Origin of the sequence: Pseudomonas sp. WS 5079 (genome assembly GCF_012985465.1) — a bacterium.
Taxonomy (GTDB): Bacteria; Pseudomonadota; Gammaproteobacteria; order Pseudomonadales; family Pseudomonadaceae; genus Aquipseudomonas.
This window is the reverse complement of sequence record NZ_JAAQWN010000002.1, coordinates 271830-291319: the sequence shown is the minus strand read 5'-3', so window position 1 is coordinate 291319 and position 19490 is coordinate 271830. Positions and strand designations below refer to the sequence as shown.

General features: G+C 59.8%; 19 protein-coding genes. 5 read left to right on the top strand and 14 right to left on the bottom strand.

Going from position 1 to position 19490, the window contains the following annotated elements; translation table 11 throughout:
- Positions 1-44: 44 nt before the first annotated feature.
- From HBO05_RS05840 to HBO05_RS05805, 8 genes are all read right to left on the bottom strand, one after another.
- A complete protein-coding gene (locus HBO05_RS05840) occupies positions 45-779 on the bottom strand; it encodes an amino acid ABC transporter ATP-binding protein (RefSeq protein ID WP_170041829.1) in 735 nt (244 codons plus the stop codon).
- Positions 776-1447 carry an ABC transporter permease subunit gene (locus tag HBO05_RS05835; protein ID WP_169954456.1) on the bottom strand — a complete coding sequence of 224 codons (672 nt, stop codon included), beginning with the start codon at positions 1445-1447 and terminating at the stop codon, positions 776-778. The genes HBO05_RS05840 and HBO05_RS05835 overlap by 4 nt, the downstream gene beginning before the upstream one ends.
- On the bottom strand, positions 1447-2193 hold the full coding sequence (locus HBO05_RS05830) for an amino acid ABC transporter permease (protein WP_169954455.1): 747 nt from the start codon (positions 2191-2193) through the stop codon (positions 1447-1449). The genes HBO05_RS05835 and HBO05_RS05830 overlap by 1 nt, the downstream gene beginning before the upstream one ends.
- A gap of 192 nt (positions 2194-2385) precedes the next feature.
- Entirely contained in the window at positions 2386-3318 is a 933-nt protein-coding gene (locus HBO05_RS05825; RefSeq protein ID WP_169954454.1) for a glutamate/aspartate ABC transporter substrate-binding protein, read from the bottom strand.
- Positions 3319-3638: 320 nt separating this feature from the next.
- Positions 3639-5177 (bottom strand): glycerol-3-phosphate dehydrogenase, encoded by a 1539-nt coding sequence (glpD, locus tag HBO05_RS05820; RefSeq protein WP_170041831.1) that lies wholly within the window; start codon positions 5175-5177, stop codon positions 3639-3641.
- 293 nt (positions 5178-5470) lie between these two features.
- The gene (locus HBO05_RS05815; protein WP_038443004.1) at positions 5471-6226 is read right to left on the bottom strand and encodes a DeoR/GlpR family transcriptional regulator; all 756 of its coding nucleotides are present in this window, start codon (positions 6224-6226) and stop codon (positions 5471-5473) included.
- A gap of 97 nt (positions 6227-6323) precedes the next feature.
- Positions 6324-7829 (bottom strand): glycerol kinase GlpK, encoded by a 1506-nt coding sequence (glpK, locus tag HBO05_RS05810; protein ID WP_169954452.1) that lies wholly within the window; start codon positions 7827-7829, stop codon positions 6324-6326.
- 79 nt (positions 7830-7908) lie between these two features.
- On the bottom strand, positions 7909-8763 hold the full coding sequence (locus tag HBO05_RS05805; protein WP_169954451.1) for an MIP/aquaporin family protein: 855 nt from the start codon (positions 8761-8763) through the stop codon (positions 7909-7911).
- A gap of 371 nt (positions 8764-9134) precedes the next feature.
- On the opposite strand from HBO05_RS05805, the gene ybaK reads away from it, so the two are divergent.
- On the top strand, positions 9135-9605 hold the full coding sequence (gene ybaK / locus HBO05_RS05800) for a Cys-tRNA(Pro) deacylase (RefSeq protein ID WP_170041832.1): 471 nt from the start codon (positions 9135-9137) through the stop codon (positions 9603-9605).
- Positions 9606-9762: 157 nt separating this feature from the next.
- On the opposite strand, the gene HBO05_RS05795 is transcribed toward ybaK, so the two are convergent.
- Together HBO05_RS05795 and argF are read right to left on the bottom strand one after the other, a co-directional pair.
- On the bottom strand, positions 9763-10872 hold the full coding sequence (locus HBO05_RS05795; RefSeq protein WP_169954449.1) for an ABC transporter ATP-binding protein: 1110 nt from the start codon (positions 10870-10872) through the stop codon (positions 9763-9765).
- Positions 10869-11789 carry an ornithine carbamoyltransferase gene (gene argF, locus HBO05_RS05790; protein ID WP_169954448.1) on the bottom strand — a complete coding sequence of 307 codons (921 nt, stop codon included), beginning with the start codon at positions 11787-11789 and terminating at the stop codon, positions 10869-10871. Before argF ends, HBO05_RS05795 begins: the two co-directional genes overlap by 4 nt.
- 435 nt (positions 11790-12224) lie before the next feature.
- On the opposite strand from argF, the gene HBO05_RS05785 reads away from it, so the two are divergent.
- Both HBO05_RS05785 and grxD read left to right on the top strand, forming a co-directional pair.
- Positions 12225-14333 carry a molybdopterin oxidoreductase family protein gene (locus HBO05_RS05785; RefSeq protein ID WP_169954447.1) on the top strand — a complete coding sequence of 703 codons (2109 nt, stop codon included), beginning with the start codon at positions 12225-12227 and terminating at the stop codon, positions 14331-14333.
- Between the two features lie 103 nt (positions 14334-14436).
- Positions 14437-14775 (top strand): Grx4 family monothiol glutaredoxin, encoded by a 339-nt coding sequence (gene grxD, locus HBO05_RS05780; RefSeq protein WP_172312015.1) that lies wholly within the window; start codon positions 14437-14439, stop codon positions 14773-14775.
- A gap of 79 nt (positions 14776-14854) precedes the next feature.
- On the opposite strand, the gene bfr is transcribed toward grxD, so the two are convergent.
- Both bfr and HBO05_RS05770 read right to left on the bottom strand, forming a co-directional pair.
- Entirely contained in the window at positions 14855-15325 is a 471-nt protein-coding gene (bfr, locus tag HBO05_RS05775; RefSeq protein ID WP_038442996.1) for a bacterioferritin, read from the bottom strand.
- A gap of 201 nt (positions 15326-15526) precedes the next feature.
- The gene (locus HBO05_RS05770) at positions 15527-15745 is read right to left on the bottom strand and encodes a bacterioferritin-associated ferredoxin (RefSeq protein WP_038442994.1); all 219 of its coding nucleotides are present in this window, start codon (positions 15743-15745) and stop codon (positions 15527-15529) included.
- 235 nt (positions 15746-15980) lie between these two features.
- On the opposite strand from HBO05_RS05770, the gene HBO05_RS05765 reads away from it, so the two are divergent.
- Complete coding sequence (locus HBO05_RS05765; protein WP_032858443.1) at positions 15981-16583, top strand: peroxiredoxin; 603 nt, start codon at positions 15981-15983, stop codon at positions 16581-16583.
- 71 nt (positions 16584-16654) lie between these two features.
- Here HBO05_RS05765 and rnt read toward each other — a convergent pair whose 3' ends face one another.
- A complete protein-coding gene (gene rnt, locus HBO05_RS05760) occupies positions 16655-17326 on the bottom strand; it encodes a ribonuclease T (RefSeq protein ID WP_029295237.1) in 672 nt (223 codons plus the stop codon).
- Positions 17323-18369, bottom strand: a complete 1047-nt coding sequence (gene pyrC / locus HBO05_RS05755) for a dihydroorotase (RefSeq protein ID WP_032858441.1) — start codon at positions 18367-18369, stop codon at positions 17323-17325. Before pyrC ends, rnt begins: the two co-directional genes overlap by 4 nt.
- Positions 18370-18525: 156 nt before the next feature.
- Between pyrC and HBO05_RS05750 the strand changes: the two genes are divergently transcribed.
- Positions 18526-19434 carry an OmpA family protein gene (locus HBO05_RS05750; RefSeq protein ID WP_169954445.1) on the top strand — a complete coding sequence of 303 codons (909 nt, stop codon included), beginning with the start codon at positions 18526-18528 and terminating at the stop codon, positions 19432-19434.
- The last annotated feature ends 56 nt before the right edge of the window (positions 19435-19490 follow it).

Below are 19490 nucleotides of genomic sequence, written 5' to 3'. Positions count from 1 at the left end.
CGCTCCCACAGGGCCCGGTTTCTACAGTGGACGCTGTGTTGTGCTTAGTGCTGCAGGATTTTCTCGAGGAAGTGCTGCGCACGTTCGGAACGGGCGCTGATATCGCCGAAGAACTCATCTTTAGGGCAGTCTTCGATGATCTTGCCGGCATCCATGAAGATCACACGGTCGGCCACTCTGCGGGCGAAGCCCATTTCGTGGGTCACGCACATCATGGTCATGCCTTCCTGGGCCAGTTGCACCATCACGTCCAGCACTTCGTTGACCATCTCCGGGTCCAGGGCCGAAGTCGGTTCGTCGAACAGCATGACGATCGGGTCCATGGCCAGGGCACGGGCAATCGCCACGCGCTGTTGCTGGCCGCCGGAAAGCTGGCCTGGATGCTTGTCCTGGTGCGCCGACAGGCCCACGCGTTCGAGCAATTGCAGGGCTTTCTTCTTGGCCTCTTCTTCGCTGCGGCCCAACACCTTCACCTGTGCGACGGTCAGGTTCTTTATGATGGTCATGTGCGGGAACAGTTCGAAGTGCTGGAACACCATGCCCACGCGCGAGCGCAGTTTCGGCAGGTTGGTCTTCGGGTCGGCAATCGAGGTGCCGTCGACCACAACGTCACCTTTCTGGAACGGTTCCAGGGCGTTGACGCACTTGATCAGGGTGGACTTGCCCGAGCCGGATGGCCCGCACACCACGATCACTTCGCCTTTTTTGACATCAGTGCTGCAATCGGTCAGCACCTGGAAGTCGCCATACCACTTGTTGATGTTCTTGATAGAGATCATACGGCAAACCTTTTTTGCAGACGCTTGACCAGCAGCGAGGCGGCAAAGCTGATGATGAAGTAGACGACACCGGCAAAGATCAGGAACTCATTGGAGCGGCCGATAATGTCGCCGTTGGAGCGGGCGGAGTTGAGGAAGTCCACCAGGCCCACGGTGTAGACCAGCGAGGTGTCCTGGAACAGGATGATGCTCTGCTGCAGCAGCAGCGGGGTCATCTTGCGAAACGCCTGGGGCAGGATGATCAGGCGCATGGTCTGGCTGTAGGTCATGCCCATCGCTTGTGCCGCAGCCATCTGGCCCTTGGGGATCGACTGCACGCCGGCCCGCACGATTTCGCAGAAGTACGCCGCCTCGAACATCATGAAGGCCACGACGCAGGAGGTGAATGCACCGATTGGCGTGTCTTCGCCAGTGATCCAGCGCAATACGAATGGTACCGCCAGGTAGAACCAGGTGATCACCAACAGCAGCGGGATCGAGCGGAAGTAGTTCACATAGGCGCCGGCCACGCGCGACAGCAGTTTGCTGGAGGACAGGCGCATCAAGGCCAGGATGGTACCGAGGAAGATACCGCCGACCACGCCCATGACCATCAGCTTCAAGGTCATGACCATGCCGTTCCACAGGCCGGGCATGGCTGGGATAATGCCGCTGAAATCGAAGTCCATTATTTGCCCCCCACGGAAATCAGGCCAGGCACCGCGACTTTCTTCTCGACCAGGCGCATCAGCAGCATCAGGCTCATGTTCAGGGTGAAGTAGATCAGCGTGGCCAGGGTGAAGGCTTCAAACAGGTTGGCCGAGAATTCGGCGGTCTGCTTGGTTTGTGCCAGCAATTCCATCAGGCCGATCAAGGACGCCACGGAGGAGTTCTTGAACACGTTGAGGAATTCCGAGGTAAGCGGCGGGATGATGATCCGGTAGGCCTGGGGCAGCAGCACGTTCCAGTAGATCTGTGACAGGCTGAAACCCATGGCACGCGCGGCGGCTTCCTGGCCGCGAGGCAGCGCCTGGATACCGGTACGCACTTGTTCACATACGCGGGCGGCGGTGAACAGGCCCAGGCACACGACAACGCTCAGGTAGGCCGAGGTGGTCGGGTTCAAGTCTTGTTTGTACCAGTCCTGCAGGTTTTGTGGCAGCAGGTCAGGTACCAGGAAGTACCAGATGAACAGCTGAACCAGCAGCGGCACGTTACGAAACAGTTCCACGTAGCAGGTGGCGATACCGGCTACGAGGCGGTTAGGCATCGTGCGCATCACACCCAGCATCGAGCCCAGTAGCAAGGCGACGATCCATGCCACGACGGCGATGGCGATGGTCCAGCCCAAACCGGAGATGAACCAGTCGAGATAAGTCTCGCTGCCCACGCCGGTGGACTTGAAGAATACGCCCCAGTCCCAGTTGTAATTCATTAGGGTCTCCCCCGAAATCGATCGATGTACAAGCACCCGCTTGGGGAAGATCCATTCCCGCCTGACGGTGAACGTCAGACACACACGATCGGCTCGCAAACCGCCAGGTCGAGTGTTCCAAATAATGCCAGCAGGTAGTAACAGGCACCTGAGGGAGGGTTGGCTCCCCCAGGGGATAAGGTTAGTTCGGAATCAGGACTTTTTTTCAGCCGTTTTGTCGTCCGCCGCTTTGTCGGTCGGATTGGCGATCAGGGCCTTGAGTTCGTCGCTCATCGGGAACATCAGGTTCAGGCCTTTTGGTGGGATCGGCGAGCTGAACCACTTGGTGTAGATGTCGTTGATTGCGCCAGACTTGTAGGTGGCGATGATGGCGTCATCCACAGCCTTCTTGAACGGTGCATCGCCTTTGCGAACCATGCAGCCGTAGATTTCGAAGGATTGCGGCGTGCCGGTCACGGCCCAGTCGGTAGGCGTCTTGGCCTTGGCCATTTCACCGGCCAGCAGCGCATCGTCCATCATGAAGGCAACGGCGCGGCCGCTTTCCAGCATCTGGAAGGACTCACCGTGGTCCTTGGCGGAGATCACGTTCATGCCCATCTGCTTATCAGCGTTCATGGACTTGAGAATGCGCTCGGACGTGGTGCCGGCGGTGGTCACGACGTTCTTGCCCTTGAGGTCAGCGAAATCCTTGTAGGTCGAGTCCTTTTTGGACAGCAGACGGGTACCGATTTCGAAGATGCCGACGGAGAAGTCGACTTGTTGCTGACGCTCAACGTTGTTGGTGGTGGAACCACACTCAACGTCCACGGTGCCGTTCTGCACCAGCGGGATACGGGTTTGCGACGTGACCAGGTTGTATTTGACCTTCAGCTCGCCTTCCTTCATGCCGAGGTCTTTCTCGACAGCTTTGACGATGGCCAGTTGAATGTCGTGGGAGTAGCCCACTGGCTTGCCCGAACCATCCGCAATGTAGGAAAACGGAATGGAGGCGTCGCGGTGGCCCAGGGTGATGGTGCCCGACTCTTTGATTTTCTTCAGCGTGCCGGTCAGTTCGGCGGCGAAGACTGGAGTGCTAATCAGAGCGGCAGCAATGGCTGCGCCCAAAATATGGGGAACGATACGCATCAATACTTCCTCGACATTTGTTTTTTTTATGAAGCCTGGACGGCTCTTTCGATACAGCGAATGCCTGTGACGGCTCCTGAAGCATCTCAGGCAAACACGTCCCAAGTGTAGAGCATGAGTCGTGCCAGACTGCTAATAAAGATCTAACTATATGATTTATATGGTGATTAACTTTATGTGACGATGTTTATCCGGTGTTTAAGTCCGGCAAACCGAATAGGGGGAGGTATCGCGTTCGGAAAACCGAATTTGTAGGAGTCTGCTTACGATGTGCGAGCCAAAAAAAGCCCCTGGACCTTTCGGTGCAGGGGCTTTGTCACTCAGGCCGCTTCGATCTTGTTGCGGTTCTGCTCGACCTTGACCAGGTAGCGCTGCAGGTTTTCCTGCTCCTCGGAGGTGGTGAACAGCCCCAGTTTGGTGCGGCGCCACAGGATGTCGTAGGCCTGGGTCGCCCATTCCTCGGCGCACAGGTAGTCGACTTCCCGGGTGTACAGGCCACCACCCAGGTGTTCGCCCAGGTCGGCCAGCGATTGCACGCCTTCGAGCAGGCGCCAGGTGCGGCTGCCATAGGTGGTCGACCAGCGGCGGGCGATTTCGCTGGGGATCCACTCGAACTTGCTGCGAATGTCCGAGGCCAGGGCTTCTGGGGTGCTCATGTCTTCGCCGCCGGGCAGGCTGGCCTTGGCCGTCCAGCTTGGCTTGATATGCGGGAAGTACGGGGCCAGTTGCGCCAGGGCCGACTCGGCAAGCTTGCGGTAGGTGGTCAGCTTGCCGCCGAACACCGACAGGATCGGCGCTTCCTCGCCAGTACCGGACAGCGCCAGGGTGTAGTCGCGGGTGATGGCCGACGGGTTATCCGACTCGTCGTTGCACAGCGGACGCACGCCGGAATAGGTGTGCACGATATCGTCGCGACTCAACTGCTGCTTGAAGTGGGCATTGACCACCTTGAGCATGTAGTCCGTTTCACCTTCGGTGATCGCCACTTTCGCTGGGTCGCCGGTGTACTCACGGTCGGTGGTGCCGATGATGGTCAGGTGGTTGAGGTACGGAATGGTGAAGACGATACGCCCATCCTCGTTCTGCAGGATGTGCGCATGGGCGCCTTCGTACAGTTTTGGCACGATCAGGTGGCTACCCTGGATCAGGCGGATGCCGTAGGGCGAATCGAGCTTCAAGTCATCCTTGATGAATTTGGCGACCCACGGGCCGGCCGCATTCACCAGGGCCTTGGCGCGGATCGACAACAGGCTGCCATCGGCGCGTTCCAGGTGCAGGTGCCACAGGCCCTTGCTGCGACGGGCGCTGACGCAGCGGGTCTGGGTGTGGATATGCGCACCTTTTTCCCGGGCGGCCATGGCATTGAGTACTACCAGGCGTGCGTCGTCGACCCAGCAGTCGGAGTATTCGAAGCCCTTGGTGATCTCGCTTTTCAGCGGGCTGTCGGCACCGAACTTCAGGCTCTTGGAACCTGCGAGTTTTTCGCGCTTGCCGAGGTGGTCATACAGGAACAGGCCGGCGCGAATCATCCAGGCCGGGCGCAGGTGCGGGCGATGGGGCAGCACAAAGCGCATCTGCTTGACGATGTGCGGAGCCTTGGCCAGCAGCACTTCGCGTTCGGCCAGGGCCTCGCGCACCAGGCGGAATTCGTAATGTTCAAGATAGCGCAGGCCGCCGTGGATCAGCTTGCTGCTGGCGGACGAGGTGTGGCTGGCCAGGTCGTCCTTTTCGCAAAGGAATACCGACAGGCCGCGACCGGCCGCGTCTGCCGCGATGCCCACGCCATTGATCCCACCACCGATAACGGCAACATCATAGACTTCGGCAAGGGGTGGAGCAGGCAAGGTAGAAGGGGTCATCGGCTGGCCTCGCGATCTTTATTTATATTTGAATTCGAACATTAATGTTCATTTGCGAAAATGGTAGCCTATAAACGCGGGCACAGCCAGTCGACTTCGATTGAAAAAACTCATCGAAGGGCGGGGAAAGGAAAAATTGTGAACATTGAGCCTGCTGCTGGCTCAAGAGGGTTGTTGCTCTTTAGGTTGCCATCGCGGGCAAGCCCGCTCCCACAGGTTGAACGCATTCCAACTGTGGGAGCGGGCTTGCCCGCGATGAAGGTGGTCCAGGCGCCAGAGATCTCAGGGCCAGATCAGACGACTTCCAGGCGAATCTTGTTCTGGCTCAACAACTGCACCAGCGCCGGCACCGGCTGCTGATCGGTGACCAGGCAATCAATCAAGCTGATCGGCCCCAGGCGAATCATGGCATTGCGCCCGAATTTGCTCGAGTCCGCCGCCAGGATCACCTTGCGTGCATTGGCAATGATCGCCTGGGAAACCCGCACTTCCTGGTAATCGAAGTCGAGCAGGCTGCCGTCCTCATCGATGCCGCTGATACCCACCAGGGCGAAGTCGACCTTGAACTGGTTGATGAAGTCCACGCTGGCCTGGCCCACCACGCCGCCGTCACGGCGCACATTGCCGCCAGTCAGCAGCACGTCAAAGTCGTCCTTGGCGCTGAGCATCATGGCGACGTTGAGGTTGTTGGTGATGATCTTCAGGTGGCTGTGGTTGAGCAGCGCCCGGGCGATGGATTCGGTGGTGGTGCCGATATTGATGAACAGCGAGGCATGATCGGGGATCTGTGCGGCAATGGCTTCGCCGATACGCTGTTTTTCATCGCGCATCTGGTCGGCACGCATGGCGTACTCGGTGTTTTCGACGCTGGAGTCATAGGCGGCGCCGCCGTGGTAGCGACGCAGCAGGTTGGCTTCGGCCAGTTGGTTGATGTCGCGGCGGATGGTTTGCGGGGTCACAACGAACAGCTGCGCCATTTCCTCGATACTGACGTAGCCGCGTTCGCGGACCAGTTCGAGGATTTGCTGCTGACGGGGAGGCAGATTCATGGGGCGTCCTTTGGGCTGCCGTACAAAAAAGTGGCCCATGATGACGCAGGAATCTGCTCCCTGCCAGTTACAACCCTAAGTGGGTCCGGCGCGTGGCTTATTCGGCGCCTTCGTGGGGTTCCCAGTCGCGGGTGCGGCTGACCGCTTTTTTCCAGCCGGCGTAGAGTTTTTCTTTGGCTGCCTCGTCCAGTTGCGGTTCGAATTCGCGCTCGATCACCGCCTTGCCACGCAATTCATCCAGGCTGCCCCAGAAACCACAGGCCAGGCCGGCCAGGTAGGCCGCGCCCAACGCCGTGGTCTCGCGCATTTGCGGGCGCTCGACCTGGGTGCCGAGGATATCGGCCTGGAACTGCATCAAGAAGTTATTGGCCACCGCACCGCCGTCCACCCGCAGGGATTTGAGGCGTTCGCCGGAGTCCTGCTGCATGGCGTCGAGCACGTCGCGGGTCTGGTAGGCAATCGACTCCAGGGCTGCACGAATAATGTGATCCACGCGTACGCCACGGGTCAGGCCGAACAGCGCACCACGGGCATAGGGGTCCCAGTACGGAGCGCCCAGGCCGGTGAACGCCGGCACCAGGTATACGCCGTTGCTGTCCTTGACCTTGTTGGCGAAGTATTCGGTGTCGTGGGCGTCGTTGATGATCTTCAGTTCGTCGCGCAGCCACTGCACGGTGGAGCCGCCGTTGAACACCGCGCCTTCGAGCGCGTAGGCCACTTCGCCACGGGGGCCGCAGGCGATGGTGGTGAGCATGCCGTGCTGGGACTTGACGGCCTTGTCGCCGGTGTTCATCAGCAGGAAGCAGCCGGTGCCGTAGGTATTTTTCGCCTGGCCCGGCTCGACGCACATCTGGCCGAACAGAGCGGCTTGCTGGTCACCGGCAATGCCGCCGATGGCAATCCCGCTTTTGGTGCGGCCATAGATTTCCGAGGAGGACTTCACTTGCGGCAGCATTTCCCGCGGGATGTCCAGCACCTCGAGCATCTTCGCATCCCACTCCAGGGTGTGGATGTTGAAGAGCATGGTGCGCGAGGCGTTGGTGTAGTCGGTGACGTGGGTCTTGCCGCCGGTAAATTTCCAGATAAGCCAGCTGTCGATGGTGCCGAACAGCAGTTCGCCGTTGCGCGCGCGTTCGCGGCTGCCTTCGACGTTATCGAGGATCCACTTCAGCTTGGTGCCGGAGAAGTACGGGTCGGTGACCAGGCCGGTGGTGTCGCTGATGTATTGCTCATGGCCGTCGCGCTTGAGCTGCTGGCAGATCTCGGTGCTGCGTCGGCACTGCCAGACGATGGCGTTGTAGATCGGGCGGCCGGTGATCTTGTCCCAGACCACCGTGGTTTCACGCTGGTTGGTGATGCCGATGGCGGCAACCTGGTCGTGATGCAGGCCGGCTTGTGCCAGGGCCTCGACCATCACGGCACTTTGGGTGGCGAAGATTTCCATCGGGTCGTGCTCGACCCAGCCGGCTTGCGGGTAGTGCTGGACGAATTCGCGTTGGGCGGTGCACACCACGTTGGCGTCACGATCAAAGATGATCGCCCGGGAACTGGTGGTGCCCTGATCGAGGGCAATGATGTAGTTCTTATTCTGTGTGTCGGTCATGTCGATTGCCTTGGACGGAAAAAGGGAATGGGTAAGTAGCCTGGGCCGCAAAGGGGCAGAAGGGCCCAGGCTACCGCTTTCAGGAAGTTCGGGTGTTACCGCTGGCGGCGGTTTCGGCTGCATCAGTTGTAGCCGCTGTGGCGTTGGGCAGATGGCGGGCAATCAACCCGCGATAGGCCGCAGCGCCGAGGCAGGCACCGACAATCGGTGCAAAGATCGGAATCAGGAAATAAGGAATATCGCGCCCGCCGGTGAAGGCCATTTCACCCCAACCGGCGAAAAACGTCATCAGTTTAGGGCCGAAATCCCGTGCCGGGTTCATCGCAAACCCGGTCAGCGGGCCCATGGCGCTGCCGATCACCGCGATCAGCAAACCGATCAGCAGCGGGGCCAGCGGGCCACGGGGCAAGCCATTGTTGTCGTCGGTCAAGGCCATGATCACGCCCATGAGGATGGCGGTGATGACCATTTCCACCAGGAACGCCTGGGCTGTATTCAGCAAGGCGTGGGGGTAGGTAGAGAACACCGAGGCCAGCTCCAGGCTGGCTGCGGAGCCGCGGACCATCTGGTGAGTTTGTTCGTAATCGAAAAACAGGTTGCTGTAGAGCGTGTAGACCAGCGCGGCCGAGCAAAAGGCGCCGGCAACCTGGGCAATGATGTAGAAGGGCAGTTTGCGCTTGTCGAAATCGGCAAAGATGCACAGCGCGATACTGACGGCTGGATTGAGATGAGCCCCGGAAATGCCGGCGCTCAGGTAGATCGCCATGCTCACGCCGATCCCCCAGATGATGCTGATTTCCCACAAGCCAAAGCTGGCACCCGCGACCTTGAGCGCAGCGACACAGCCGGTGCCGAAGAAGATCAGCAGCGCTGTGCCGAGGAACTCGGCCATGCATTGGCTTGAAAGAGAAGGCTGTTGAAGAGCAGTTGTCATTGAAAACCTCGATTTTTTTTCTTGTCTGGCGCGGTGCCACAACGGGCGGTGCGCGATTTTCACCGCGACGAGGATCCCCATCCTGGTCACGGCTTACTGCTCGGACACTGTGGATAGATTCCTACAGTATTCGGAAACGAAAAAATATAGACAAGAAACACCGCTGTCAAAGGTCGAAAGTGAACGGTCGGTCATTTTCAAACTATTAACACGGTGAATGATCGCCGCAACAAGGCGACGCAATGGGCGGCGAGCGTGGCCAGGATCTGCGCGGATTCGTCGCACAGCGCCCTGCACTAGAGCGTTTTGCCTGGGTTTGTCCTAGAATCGGTGGCCTGCTTTTCCACGTTTCCCCCGAGCCTGGAGCCCCCATGACACCCGCATTGGACTTGTTGAAAAAAGTTCGCGCCGAACATCGTATCCACAGTTACGAACATGACCCCAAGGCTGCCTCTTATGGCCTGGAGGCCGCGGAGAAGTTGAGTCTCGACCCGGCGCGGGTGTTCAAGACCCTGCTCGCCAGCAGCGAAAAGAGCGAGTTATTGGTGGCGGTGGTGCCGGTCGTCGGAAGTCTGGATTTGAAGGCCCTGGCGCACGCGGCAGGGGTGAAGAAAGTCGAAATGGCCGACCCCGCGGCGGCGCAGCGTTCCACCGGCTATTTGTTGGGAGGAATCAGCCCGCTGGGGCAGAAGAAACGCTTGCGCACCTTCATCGATGAGAGCGCACAGCCTTTTGCGACAATTTTTGTCAGTGCGGGTAGGAGGGGCTTGGAAGTGGAGTTGGCGGCGGCGGTGTTGGCCGAGCAGACCCAGGGCAAATTTGCGCCGATTGGCCGGGCTTGAATTCAATAACGGTGGGATCAAATGTGGGAGCGAGCCTCTGTGGGAGCTGGCTTGCCTGCGATAGCATCACCTCGCTGTAGCTGACAACCCGAGGCGCCTGCATCGCGGGCAAGCCAGGCTCCCACACAAGCCTGTACACATTTTGGATTCGGTTTCTTCAGCTGGCAGTGCTGTAGCGCCGCACGCCGGACTCCACCTGCGGAATCTGCGCCGCCGTGCTCCCCGAGGCCTGGAACAGCACCAGGTGTTCGGCCGCCACGCGGATCCCCACCTGCGCACCCACCTGATGATCGGCATGGCTGGGGAAAATCGATTCCAGCTGGGCGCCGGTCGGCAACTGTAAGCGGTACAAGGTCGAGGCACCCAGGAAGGTCTTGCCGACAATCTGCGCTTTCAAGGCGCTGTCCGGTGCATACACGATGTCATCCGGGCGCAGCAAAACGTCTACCGCAGAGCCAGTCGGCCAGGTATAGGCACGATTACCGCGCAACTCGCCCAACTCGGTGCTGACCGACTCCGGCGTGCTCAACTGGCCACGGATGAAATAACCCTGGCCAATAAAGCTCGCGACATAGGGTGTCAGCGGTTCGTGATAGAGGTTGTAGGGCGTATCCCACTGCTCCAGCCGGCCTTCCTTGAACACGCCGACGTGATCGCTCACGGCAAACGCTTCTTCCTGGTCATGGGTGACCAGGATCGCACTGGTGCCACGCGCCTTGAGGATGTCGCGCACTTCATGGCTGAGCTTGCGCCGCAGTTCACCGTCAAGGTTGGAAAAGGGTTCGTCCAACAGCAGCAATTGCGGCTCCGGCGCCAACGCACGGGCCAGGGCCACGCGCTGTTGCTGGCCGCCAGACAGTTCGTGGGGGAAGCGCTTGCCCAGGTTCTTCAGGTTGACCAATTCCAGCAGCTCGGCGACCACGCGCTCTTTGTGCGGGTGTTTGCGAATGCCGAAGCCAATGTTGTCGGCCACGCAGAGGTGCGGAAATAGCGCGTAGTCCTGGAACACCATGCCAATGCGACGTTTCTCCGGTGCCAGGGTAAAGCCGGCGCTGGAGATCACTTCGCCGGCCAGGTTGATCTCACCTTCGTGCACCGGTTCGAACCCGGCAATCGCCCGCAGGGTAGTGGTTTTGCCGCAGCCCGAGGAGCCCAGCAGGCAACCGATATCGCCGGCGTTAAGGTGCAGGTTGAGGTTCTGCACCACCCGTTGGTCCTGATAGCCGCATGCCAGATTGCGTAGATTCAGCAGAAGTGGCTGGCTCATGCGTGGTGGTACGCCGGTGGGACCAGGAACTCCAGCAAGGCCTTCTGGGCGTGCAGGCGGTTTTCTGCCTGGTCCCAGGCGACGGAGCGCGAGTCGTCCAACAGGTCGAGGCTGATTTCTTCGCCGCGATGGGCCGGCAGGCAGTGCATGAACAGCACATCCGGCGCGGCGAGGTCGAGCAATTCGCGGGTGACTTGATAAGGTGCGAACAGGGCCAAGCGCTTGGCGGTCTCGTCTTCCTGGCCCATGGAGGTCCAGACGTCGGTACTCACCAGGTGCGCGCCGATCACGGCGTCCTTCGGGTCGCGCACGATTTGTACGCGGGCGTCGGCCTTGGCCAGGAATTCGGCGCTCGGCTCATAGCCCTCGGGGCAGGCGATGCGCAGATGGAAGTCGAACTGGATCGCCGCTTCTATATAGCTGTTGCACATGTTGTTGCCATCGCCGATCCAGGCCACGGTCTTGCCCTGGATCGAGCCGCGATGTTCGAGGAACGTCTGCATATCGGCGAGCAACTGGCAGGGATGCAGGTCATCGGACAGGCCGTTGATCACCGGCACCCGCGAGTTGGCGGCAAATTCGGTGAGGGTGCTGTGGGCGAAGGTACGGATCATCACCGCATCGAGCATGCGCGACATGACGATGGCGCAATCGCTGATCGGCTCGCCACGGCCCAGTTGGGTGTCCCGTGGCGACAGGAAAATGGCCTGGCCCCCGAGCTGGATCATGCCGGCTTCGAAGGACAGGCGGGTACGGGTGGACGATTTCTCGAAAATCATCCCGAGTACGCGGTTTTTCAAAGGCTCGAACAGTACGCCGCGATTACGCAGGTCTTTAAGCTCAATGCCTCGACGGATCACGCTGACCAGCTCTTCGGGCGTGCAATCCATCAGGGAGAGAAAGTGCCTTGCGCTCATCATTAACTACCTTTTTGCAACAGACCGCAGATACTCAAAGCCTTGTTTATTGTGACAACGGGCGAGACCTGCGGCGAAAGCCGCACGGGGCGACGAAATAGGGGAAGGCGCGATATTGACACTAAATGTCGCGTCTTACCAATAGGCTACGGTTTTTTAGGGGTGTTCAAAGGGGCGGGAATTGCACTTTTGAGGCCTGTTTACGGACAGCAGCGGGTCATTTGTACACTGGCGCCGCGACCTTTTGCAATGTGTGATGACGGCCCCGGGCCAGGTTGGGTCGGTTTCCTGGGCGGTGTGGGAGGTTTCTGAAACATTTGCTCATGCTTACCCATGGCCTGGCCTGATGCCCGTTGATTCACGGGGCGAACGTTGCTGGCGCCGCCGATGGGCGCGGCTCATAGTCGGGCCAAAGCCCTAATAAAGAGACTGGCCATGACCAAGACTCTCCATCACCGTGCCTGCCACCTGTGCGAAGCCATCTGCGGCCTGACCCTGGAAACCACCACCTCGGATGATGGCAGTATTGCCATCACCTCGATCAAGGGTGATGCACAGGACACCTTCAGCCGCGGCCATATCTGCCCCAAGGCCGTGGCCCTACAGGATATTCAGAACGATCCCGATCGCCTGCACCAACCCATGTTGCGGGTGGGCAGCGAATGGCAGCCGATCCCCTGGGACGAGGCCTTCGCCCTGGTGGCCGAACGGCTGGCGGGGATCCAGGCACGGCATGGGCACAATGCGGTGGCGGTGTATCAGGGCAACCCCAGCGTGCATAACTATGGCTTGATGACCCACAGCAATTACTTCCTCGGGCAGTTGAAGACGCGCAACCGCTTCTCTGCGACATCGGTAGACCAGTTGCCCCATCACCTTTCCAGCCACCTGATGTACGGCCATGGCCTGTTGCTGCCCATCCCGGATATCGACCAGACCGACTTCATGCTGATCCTTGGCGGCAATCCACTGGCCTCCAATGGCAGCATCATGACCGTGCCGGACGTGGAGAAACGCCTGAAGGCCATTCAGGCACGTGGCGGCAAAGTGGTGGTGGTCGACCCCCGGCGCAGTGAGACGGCGGCCATGGCCGACCAGCATCTGTTTGTGCGCCCCGGTGGCGATGCGGCGTTGCTGTTTGGGTTACTCAACACATTGTTCAACGAGCACCTGACCCGCGACAGCCACTTGCCGGTGGATGGTCTGGACGAGGTGCGCCGCGCTGTCGCGGGCTTTACCGCCGAGGCCATGAGCGCGCAATGCGCGGTGCCGGCCGAGCAGATTCGCCAGTTGGCGCGGGATTTTGCGGCGGCAGACAAGGCCGTCTGTTACGGGCGCATGGGGGTGTCGACCCAGGCGTTCGGTACCTTGTGCCACTGGCTGGTGCAGTTGATCAATCTGGTTACCGGCAATCTGGACCGGGTCGGCGGTGCCTTGTGCACTGAGCCTGCGGTAGACCTGGTGGCGGCCACGTCCGGCGGGCACTTCAATCGTTGGCAGAGCCGGGTGTCCGGGCGTCCCGAGTACAGTGGCGAGTTGCCGGTGTCGGCCCTGGCCGAAGAAATGCTCACCGAGGGCGAAGGACAAATCCGCGCACTTGTGACAGTGGCTGGCAATCCGGTGCTGTCCACGCCCAATGGGCGGCAACTCGAGCAGGCGCTGGACGGCCTGGAGTTCATGGTCAGTGTCGATCTGTATATCAACGAGACCACACGCTATGCCGACCTGATCCTGCCATCGACCTCGGCCCTGGAAAACGATCACTACGACACCACCTTCAACATGTTTGCAGTGCGCAATGTCACGCGCTTCAACCGGGCGATTCTGCCCAAGCCCGAGGGTGCACTGCACGACTGGGAGATTTTCGTCGGCCTGGCCCAAGCGTTTGCGGCCCGCACCGGCAACCCGCTCAAGCCGACCCTGGCGCCGGCGCAGATGATTGACCTGGGCCTGCGGGCGGGAGCCTATGGCGACGCCTCCACGCACAAGTTGTCAGTGGCGATGTTGGCCGAGCATCCCCACGGCCTGGACCTGGGGCCGCTGAAGGCCAACCTGGCCGCGCGCTTGAAAACCGCCAATGGTCGGGTGCAGGCGGCGCCAGCAGTGATCCTCGCGGACCTGGCGCGGTTTGCCGCATTGCCGTTGCCCAAGGTCGATGAGTTGCTGTTGATCGGCCGCCGGCACGTACGCAGCAATAATTCATGGATGCATAACTATCACCGGCTGGTGAAGGGCAAGCCGCGGCACCAGTTGCTGATGCACCCGGATGACTTAGCCAATCGCCAGCTCAGTGACGGGCAGCGTGTGCGGGTCAGTTCGCGGATCGGCATGATCGAGGTGCAAGTGCTGGCCAGCCTGGAGATGATGCCCGGTGTGGTCAGCCTGCCCCACGGTTGGGGTCATGACCGGCCGGGCGTGCACATGAACATTGCCAGCGCGCAGCCGGGGGCCAGTGCCAACGACCTGACGGATGAGCGGCAGTTGGATGAGTTGTCGGGCAACGCGGCATTGAATGGCGTGCCGGTGCAGGTCGCGGCGGCGTGACGCAGTGAGTCTGTCGGGGAGCCCGAGCACCACGCTGGGATTTTGCGTTACAATGCGCCACCGTGCCGACCTGTGAGTCGCAAAGTTCCAGCCGAGGTGTTCCATGGATATCATCGAAACGATTAAAGAGCAGATTGCTAACAACACCATTCTGCTTTACATGAAGGGCGCGCCGAATGCCCCGCAGTGCGGCTTCTCCGCGAAGGCCTCCCAGGCTGTCATGCAGTGTGGCGAAAAGTTCGCTTACGTCGATATCCTGCAAAACCCGGAAATCCGCGCCAATCTGCCCAAGTACGCCAACTGGCCTACTTTCCCACAACTGTGGGTGGCCGGTGAGCTGGTCGGCGGTAGCGACATCATCACCGAAATGGCGGCTGATGGTTCGTTGCAAACGCTGATCAAGGATGCTGCTGAAAAAGCGGCGGCCAAGACCGAAGCGTAATTGGCGCGCAATAAAAAGCCCCGCTTCTCATTCGAGAGCGGGGCTTTTTTGTGCCTGATGTTTACCGGCAGGCGATGGGTTATTCACCCATTTGCGATTGCAGGTAGTTCTCCAGGGTCACTTTGTCGATCAGGCCAACTTGGGTTTCCAGCCAGTCGATATGTTCTTCCTGGTCTTCGAGGATGTCTTCCAGCAGTTCGCGGCTGCCGAAGTCGCCCTTGGTTTCGCAATGGGCGATGGCGGCCTTGAGGTCGGCATGGCTCTTGCGCTCGAAGCCCAGGTCGCTGTTGAGCATTTCCAGGGTGTGCTCGCCGATGTTCAGCTTGCCCAGGTCCTGGACGTTCGGCAGGCCTTCGAGGAACAGGATGCGCTTGATCAGCGCGTCTGCGTCCTTCATGGCCTTGATCGATTCCTTGTACTCACGCTTGCCGAGCTTTTCCAGACCCCAATCGTCATACATGCGTGCATGCAGGAAGTACTGATTGATCGCGACCAGTTCATTGGCAAGGATTTTGTTGAGTTGCTGGATGACTGAGATGTCGCCTTTCATGATTGGGGTCCTGCCCTGTGTTCGTTGTATATAGGGCGGAGTTTGAGCTGCGCAATTACTGGTGTCAAACCTAAGTTATTGAATAATAAATGAAAATTAATCGGAATAAGAATGTTTGTGTTCCGCGTCTTGGCCCTAACTATTTGAATTACAGGCATAAAAAAACCGGACACTAAGTCCGGTTCTTTAAAATAGGCTGTTTCAGGCGTGTGTAAATTCTGCCGAGTAGGGGATCGCCGCCTGGGCTACCTGCAGTTTTGTCAGGGTTTCCCGTACCACTTGCTTGGCAAGGCAGGCACATTTGCCACATTGGCTGGCAACGCCGGTGGTTTCACGCACTTCCTTGTAGCTGCAGCAACCTTCATAGATCGCTTCGCGGATTTGTCCGTCGGTGACGCCAGTGCAGAGGCAGACATACATAAGGGAGAACCATCGCGGTTTAAGGCTTAAGTGCGATGGATCTTAATGTTAACGAGAATGATTGTCAAAGTGCTTTCTCAAACCGTTGCCCGCCCTGGCCCCCACACTGACGAACGGCTTTTTTCAGGTATGATGGTCGGTCTTTACGAAGCGTGATCGCGTCACAGGCCTGTCGTCAATTCGCGGCAGACTCAAGGGCGGTCCATTTACTTCAATTACCATCAGGAGATAACCAATGAGCGTACTCGTCGGCAAACAAGCCCCGGATTTCGACGTCCCAGCCGTCCTCGGCAATGGCGAAATCGTTGACAGCTTCAAGCTGTCTGAAGCCATCAAAGGCAAATACGGCCTGGTGTTCTTCTATCCGCTGGACTTCACCTTCGTCTGCCCGTCCGAGCTGATCGCCCTGGATCACCGCATGGACGATTTCAAGGCGCGTAACGTTGAAGTGGTCGCCGTTTCCATCGACTCCCATTTCACCCACAACGCCTGGCGCAACACCGCTATCAATGATGGCGGCATCGGCAAAGTCAAATACACCATGGCTGCCGACATGAAGCACGACATCGCCAAGGCCTACGACGTTGAGTCCGAAGGCGGCGTGGCTTTCCGTGGCGCGTTCCTGATCGACGACAAGGGCGTTGTGCGCTCGCAGATCATCAACGACCTGCCGCTGGGCCGTAACATGGAAGAGCTGATCCGCCTGGTCGACGCTCTGCAATTCCACGAAGAGCACGGCGAAGTCTGCCCAGCCAACTGGAAAAAAGGCGACAAAGGCATGAACGCTTCGCCAGCAGGCGTTGCGGCTTACCTGACCGAGAACGCTGGCAAGCTGTAAGCCAGGTTCGCGGTGAAAAAAAACCGGCCTGAGAGGGCCGGTTTTTTTATGCGTGGGATTTGGCGATTCAATCAGTCGCTGAAATCTTCCCAGCCGCCCATCTGCTTCCAGCGGTTGACGATGCCGCAGAACAGATCGGCAGTCTTCTCGGTGTCGTAGCGAGCTGAGTGGGCCTCGCGACCGTCGAAGTCGATACCGGCTGCCTGGCACGCCTTGGCCAGTACGGTCTGGCCATAAGCCAGGCCAGCCAGGGTGGCGGTGTCAAAGCTGGAGAACGGGTGAAACGGGTTGCGCTTCATGTCCAGGCGCGCCACGGCGGCGTTGAGGAAGCCCAGGTCGAAGCTGCTGTTGTGGCCGACCAGGATCGCGCGTTTGCAGCCGTTGGCCTTCAGGGCCTTGCGAACGCCACGGAAGATATCGGTCAATGCCGCTTCTTCGCTGACGGCCATGCGCAACGGATGGTCGAGCTTGATCCCGGTGAATTCCAGGGCTGCGGCTTCGATGTTGGCGCCTTCAAACGGCTCGACGCGGAAGAAATGGGTGTGTTCTGGATACACAAAGCCCTGTTCGTCCATGCCGATGGTGGTTGCTGCAATTTCCAGCAGCGCATCGGTAGCGCAATTGAAGCCGCCGGTTTCTACGTCGATAACGACAGGCAGATAGCCGCGAAAACGCTCGGCCATCGGATGGCGCGAACCGCCGCCACCGTGTTCCTGTTCGTCGTCGTAATGGTCTTCACTCACTTGTGTTCCTCCAGCAGGCGCCAGCGCAGTGTTTCACCGGCGCGCAGCGGGATAACGGTCAGCTCGCCAAATGGCAGGCTGGTGGGGGCGGTCCAGTCTTCACGGACCAGGGTAATACGGTCGGTATTCGCCGGCAGGCCGTAGAAGCGCGGGCCATTGAGGCTGGCGAAAGCCTCGAGTTTGTCCAGGGCGTTACGCGCCTCGAAGGCCTCGGCGTACAGCTCGATCGCCGCATAAGCGGTGTAGCAGCCGGCACAGCCGCAGGCCGCTTCCTTGGCGTGCTGGGCGTGGGGCGCCGAGTCGGTGCCGAGGAAGAACTTCGCACTGCCACTGGTAGCCGCATCGAGCAACGCCACCTGGTGGGTGTTGCGCTTGAGGATCGGCAGGCAATAGAAGTGCGGCCGGATCCCGCCCACCAGCATGTGGTTGCGGTTGTACAGCAGGTGATGCGCGGTGATGGTCGCGCCGACGTTGGCCGACGCCTCGGTGACGAACTGCACGGCGTCTGCGGTGGTGATGTGCTCGAACACCACCTTGAGGGTCGGGAACAGTTCGACCACACGGCGCATGTGTTCGTCGATGAAGATCTTCTCGCGATCGAACACATCGACATCGCCACGGGTGACTTCACCGTGGATCAGCAGCGGCATGCCCACTTCGGCCATGGCTTCGATGGCGGGCAGGATCTTGTCGATACTGGTCACGCCGGAGTCGGAGTTGGTCGTGGCGCCGGCCGGATACAGCTTGGCGGCGTGTACGAAACCGCTGGCCTTGGCCTCGCGGATTTCGGCGGGCTGGGTGCGGTCGGTCAGGTAGAGCACCATCAACGGTTCGAAGCGGCTGCCGGCCGGCCGCGCAGCGAGGATGCGCTGGCGATAGGCGTCGGCTTCTGCGGCATTGCGCACCGGAGGTACCAGGTTAGGCATGATGATGGCGCGGCCAAACGTGCGCGCAACATCGGCCACGGTTTGGGGCAACGCAGCACCATCGCGAAGATGAATATGCCAGTCGTCGGGACGCAGCAGGGTCAGGCGGTCGGACATTGGGGATTCCAGGCGGGTCAATCTGGTGGGAATGCTACCGGAAAAGACTCTTGCAGGCACTCGCTATCAAGTTTTGCAGGACGCGACCGATATCCCTGGGTATGCCTTAACGATGTATGACGCCTTGTTGTGTTGTAGAAACCAGTGGAGCCGCCCGTGCGCCAGCAATATCTAGCCCTGCTCAGCGTGTTCGCCAGCCTGCCCGCGATGGCCCTGACGTTCCAGACGCGCCTGGAAAATATTGAGTGGAAGGTGGAAGGCGACAAGTTCGAGTGCCGCTTGAGCCAACCTATCGCCGATTTTGGTTCGGGTGAGTTCGTGCGCCGGGCCGGCGAGCAGGCGACATTTCGTTTGAAAGCCTACAACGGTGCGTTGGGCGTCGGCTCTGCAACACTATTGGCGGCGGCCGCGCCGTGGCAGCCTGGGCGCGGTGATATCAACCTCGGCGCCGTGCGGGCCGGCAGTGGTGATGTGCTGTTCAACAGTTCCCAGGCCCAGGCCGGGCGCCTGTTCAATGGCTTGCTCGATGGCCGCAGCCCGACCGTGCGCCACTATTCGCGGGATGGCGGTTATTCGGAGATCCGCCTGCTGCCGGTACGCTTTAACAAGGCCTACAGCGACTACCAGTTGTGTACCGCGAAGTTGCTGCCGATGAACTTCGAGCAGGTCAAGCAGGCTGAAGTCGGCTTTCCGGGCGGCGGCATCGACCTGGACCCGGCCGCCAAGGCCAAGTTGATGGTGATGCTTGAGTTCATCAAGGCCGATCCTACGGTCAACCATATCGAGCTGGACGGCCACTCGGACAACAGCGGCAACCGCCTGACCAATCGTGACCTGTCCCGACGCCGGGGCTTGGCCGTGATGGACTTCTTCAAGGCCAATGGCATTCCCGAATCGCAGATCGTCCTGCGCTTCCACGGTGAACGTTATCCCTTGGTACCCAATACCAATCCGGCCAACCGGGCGAAGAACCGACGGGTGAATATCCACCTCGACCGCGTGCCTGCCCCTGAAAAACCGGCGCCTCAGGCTGCGGGCCCGGCGAATGCGGCAGCGACCTCTTAGGTGCGGCCATTCGTCGCTCGCCCGACATAATCTGTCGCTTTATCTTCATTTGCTGT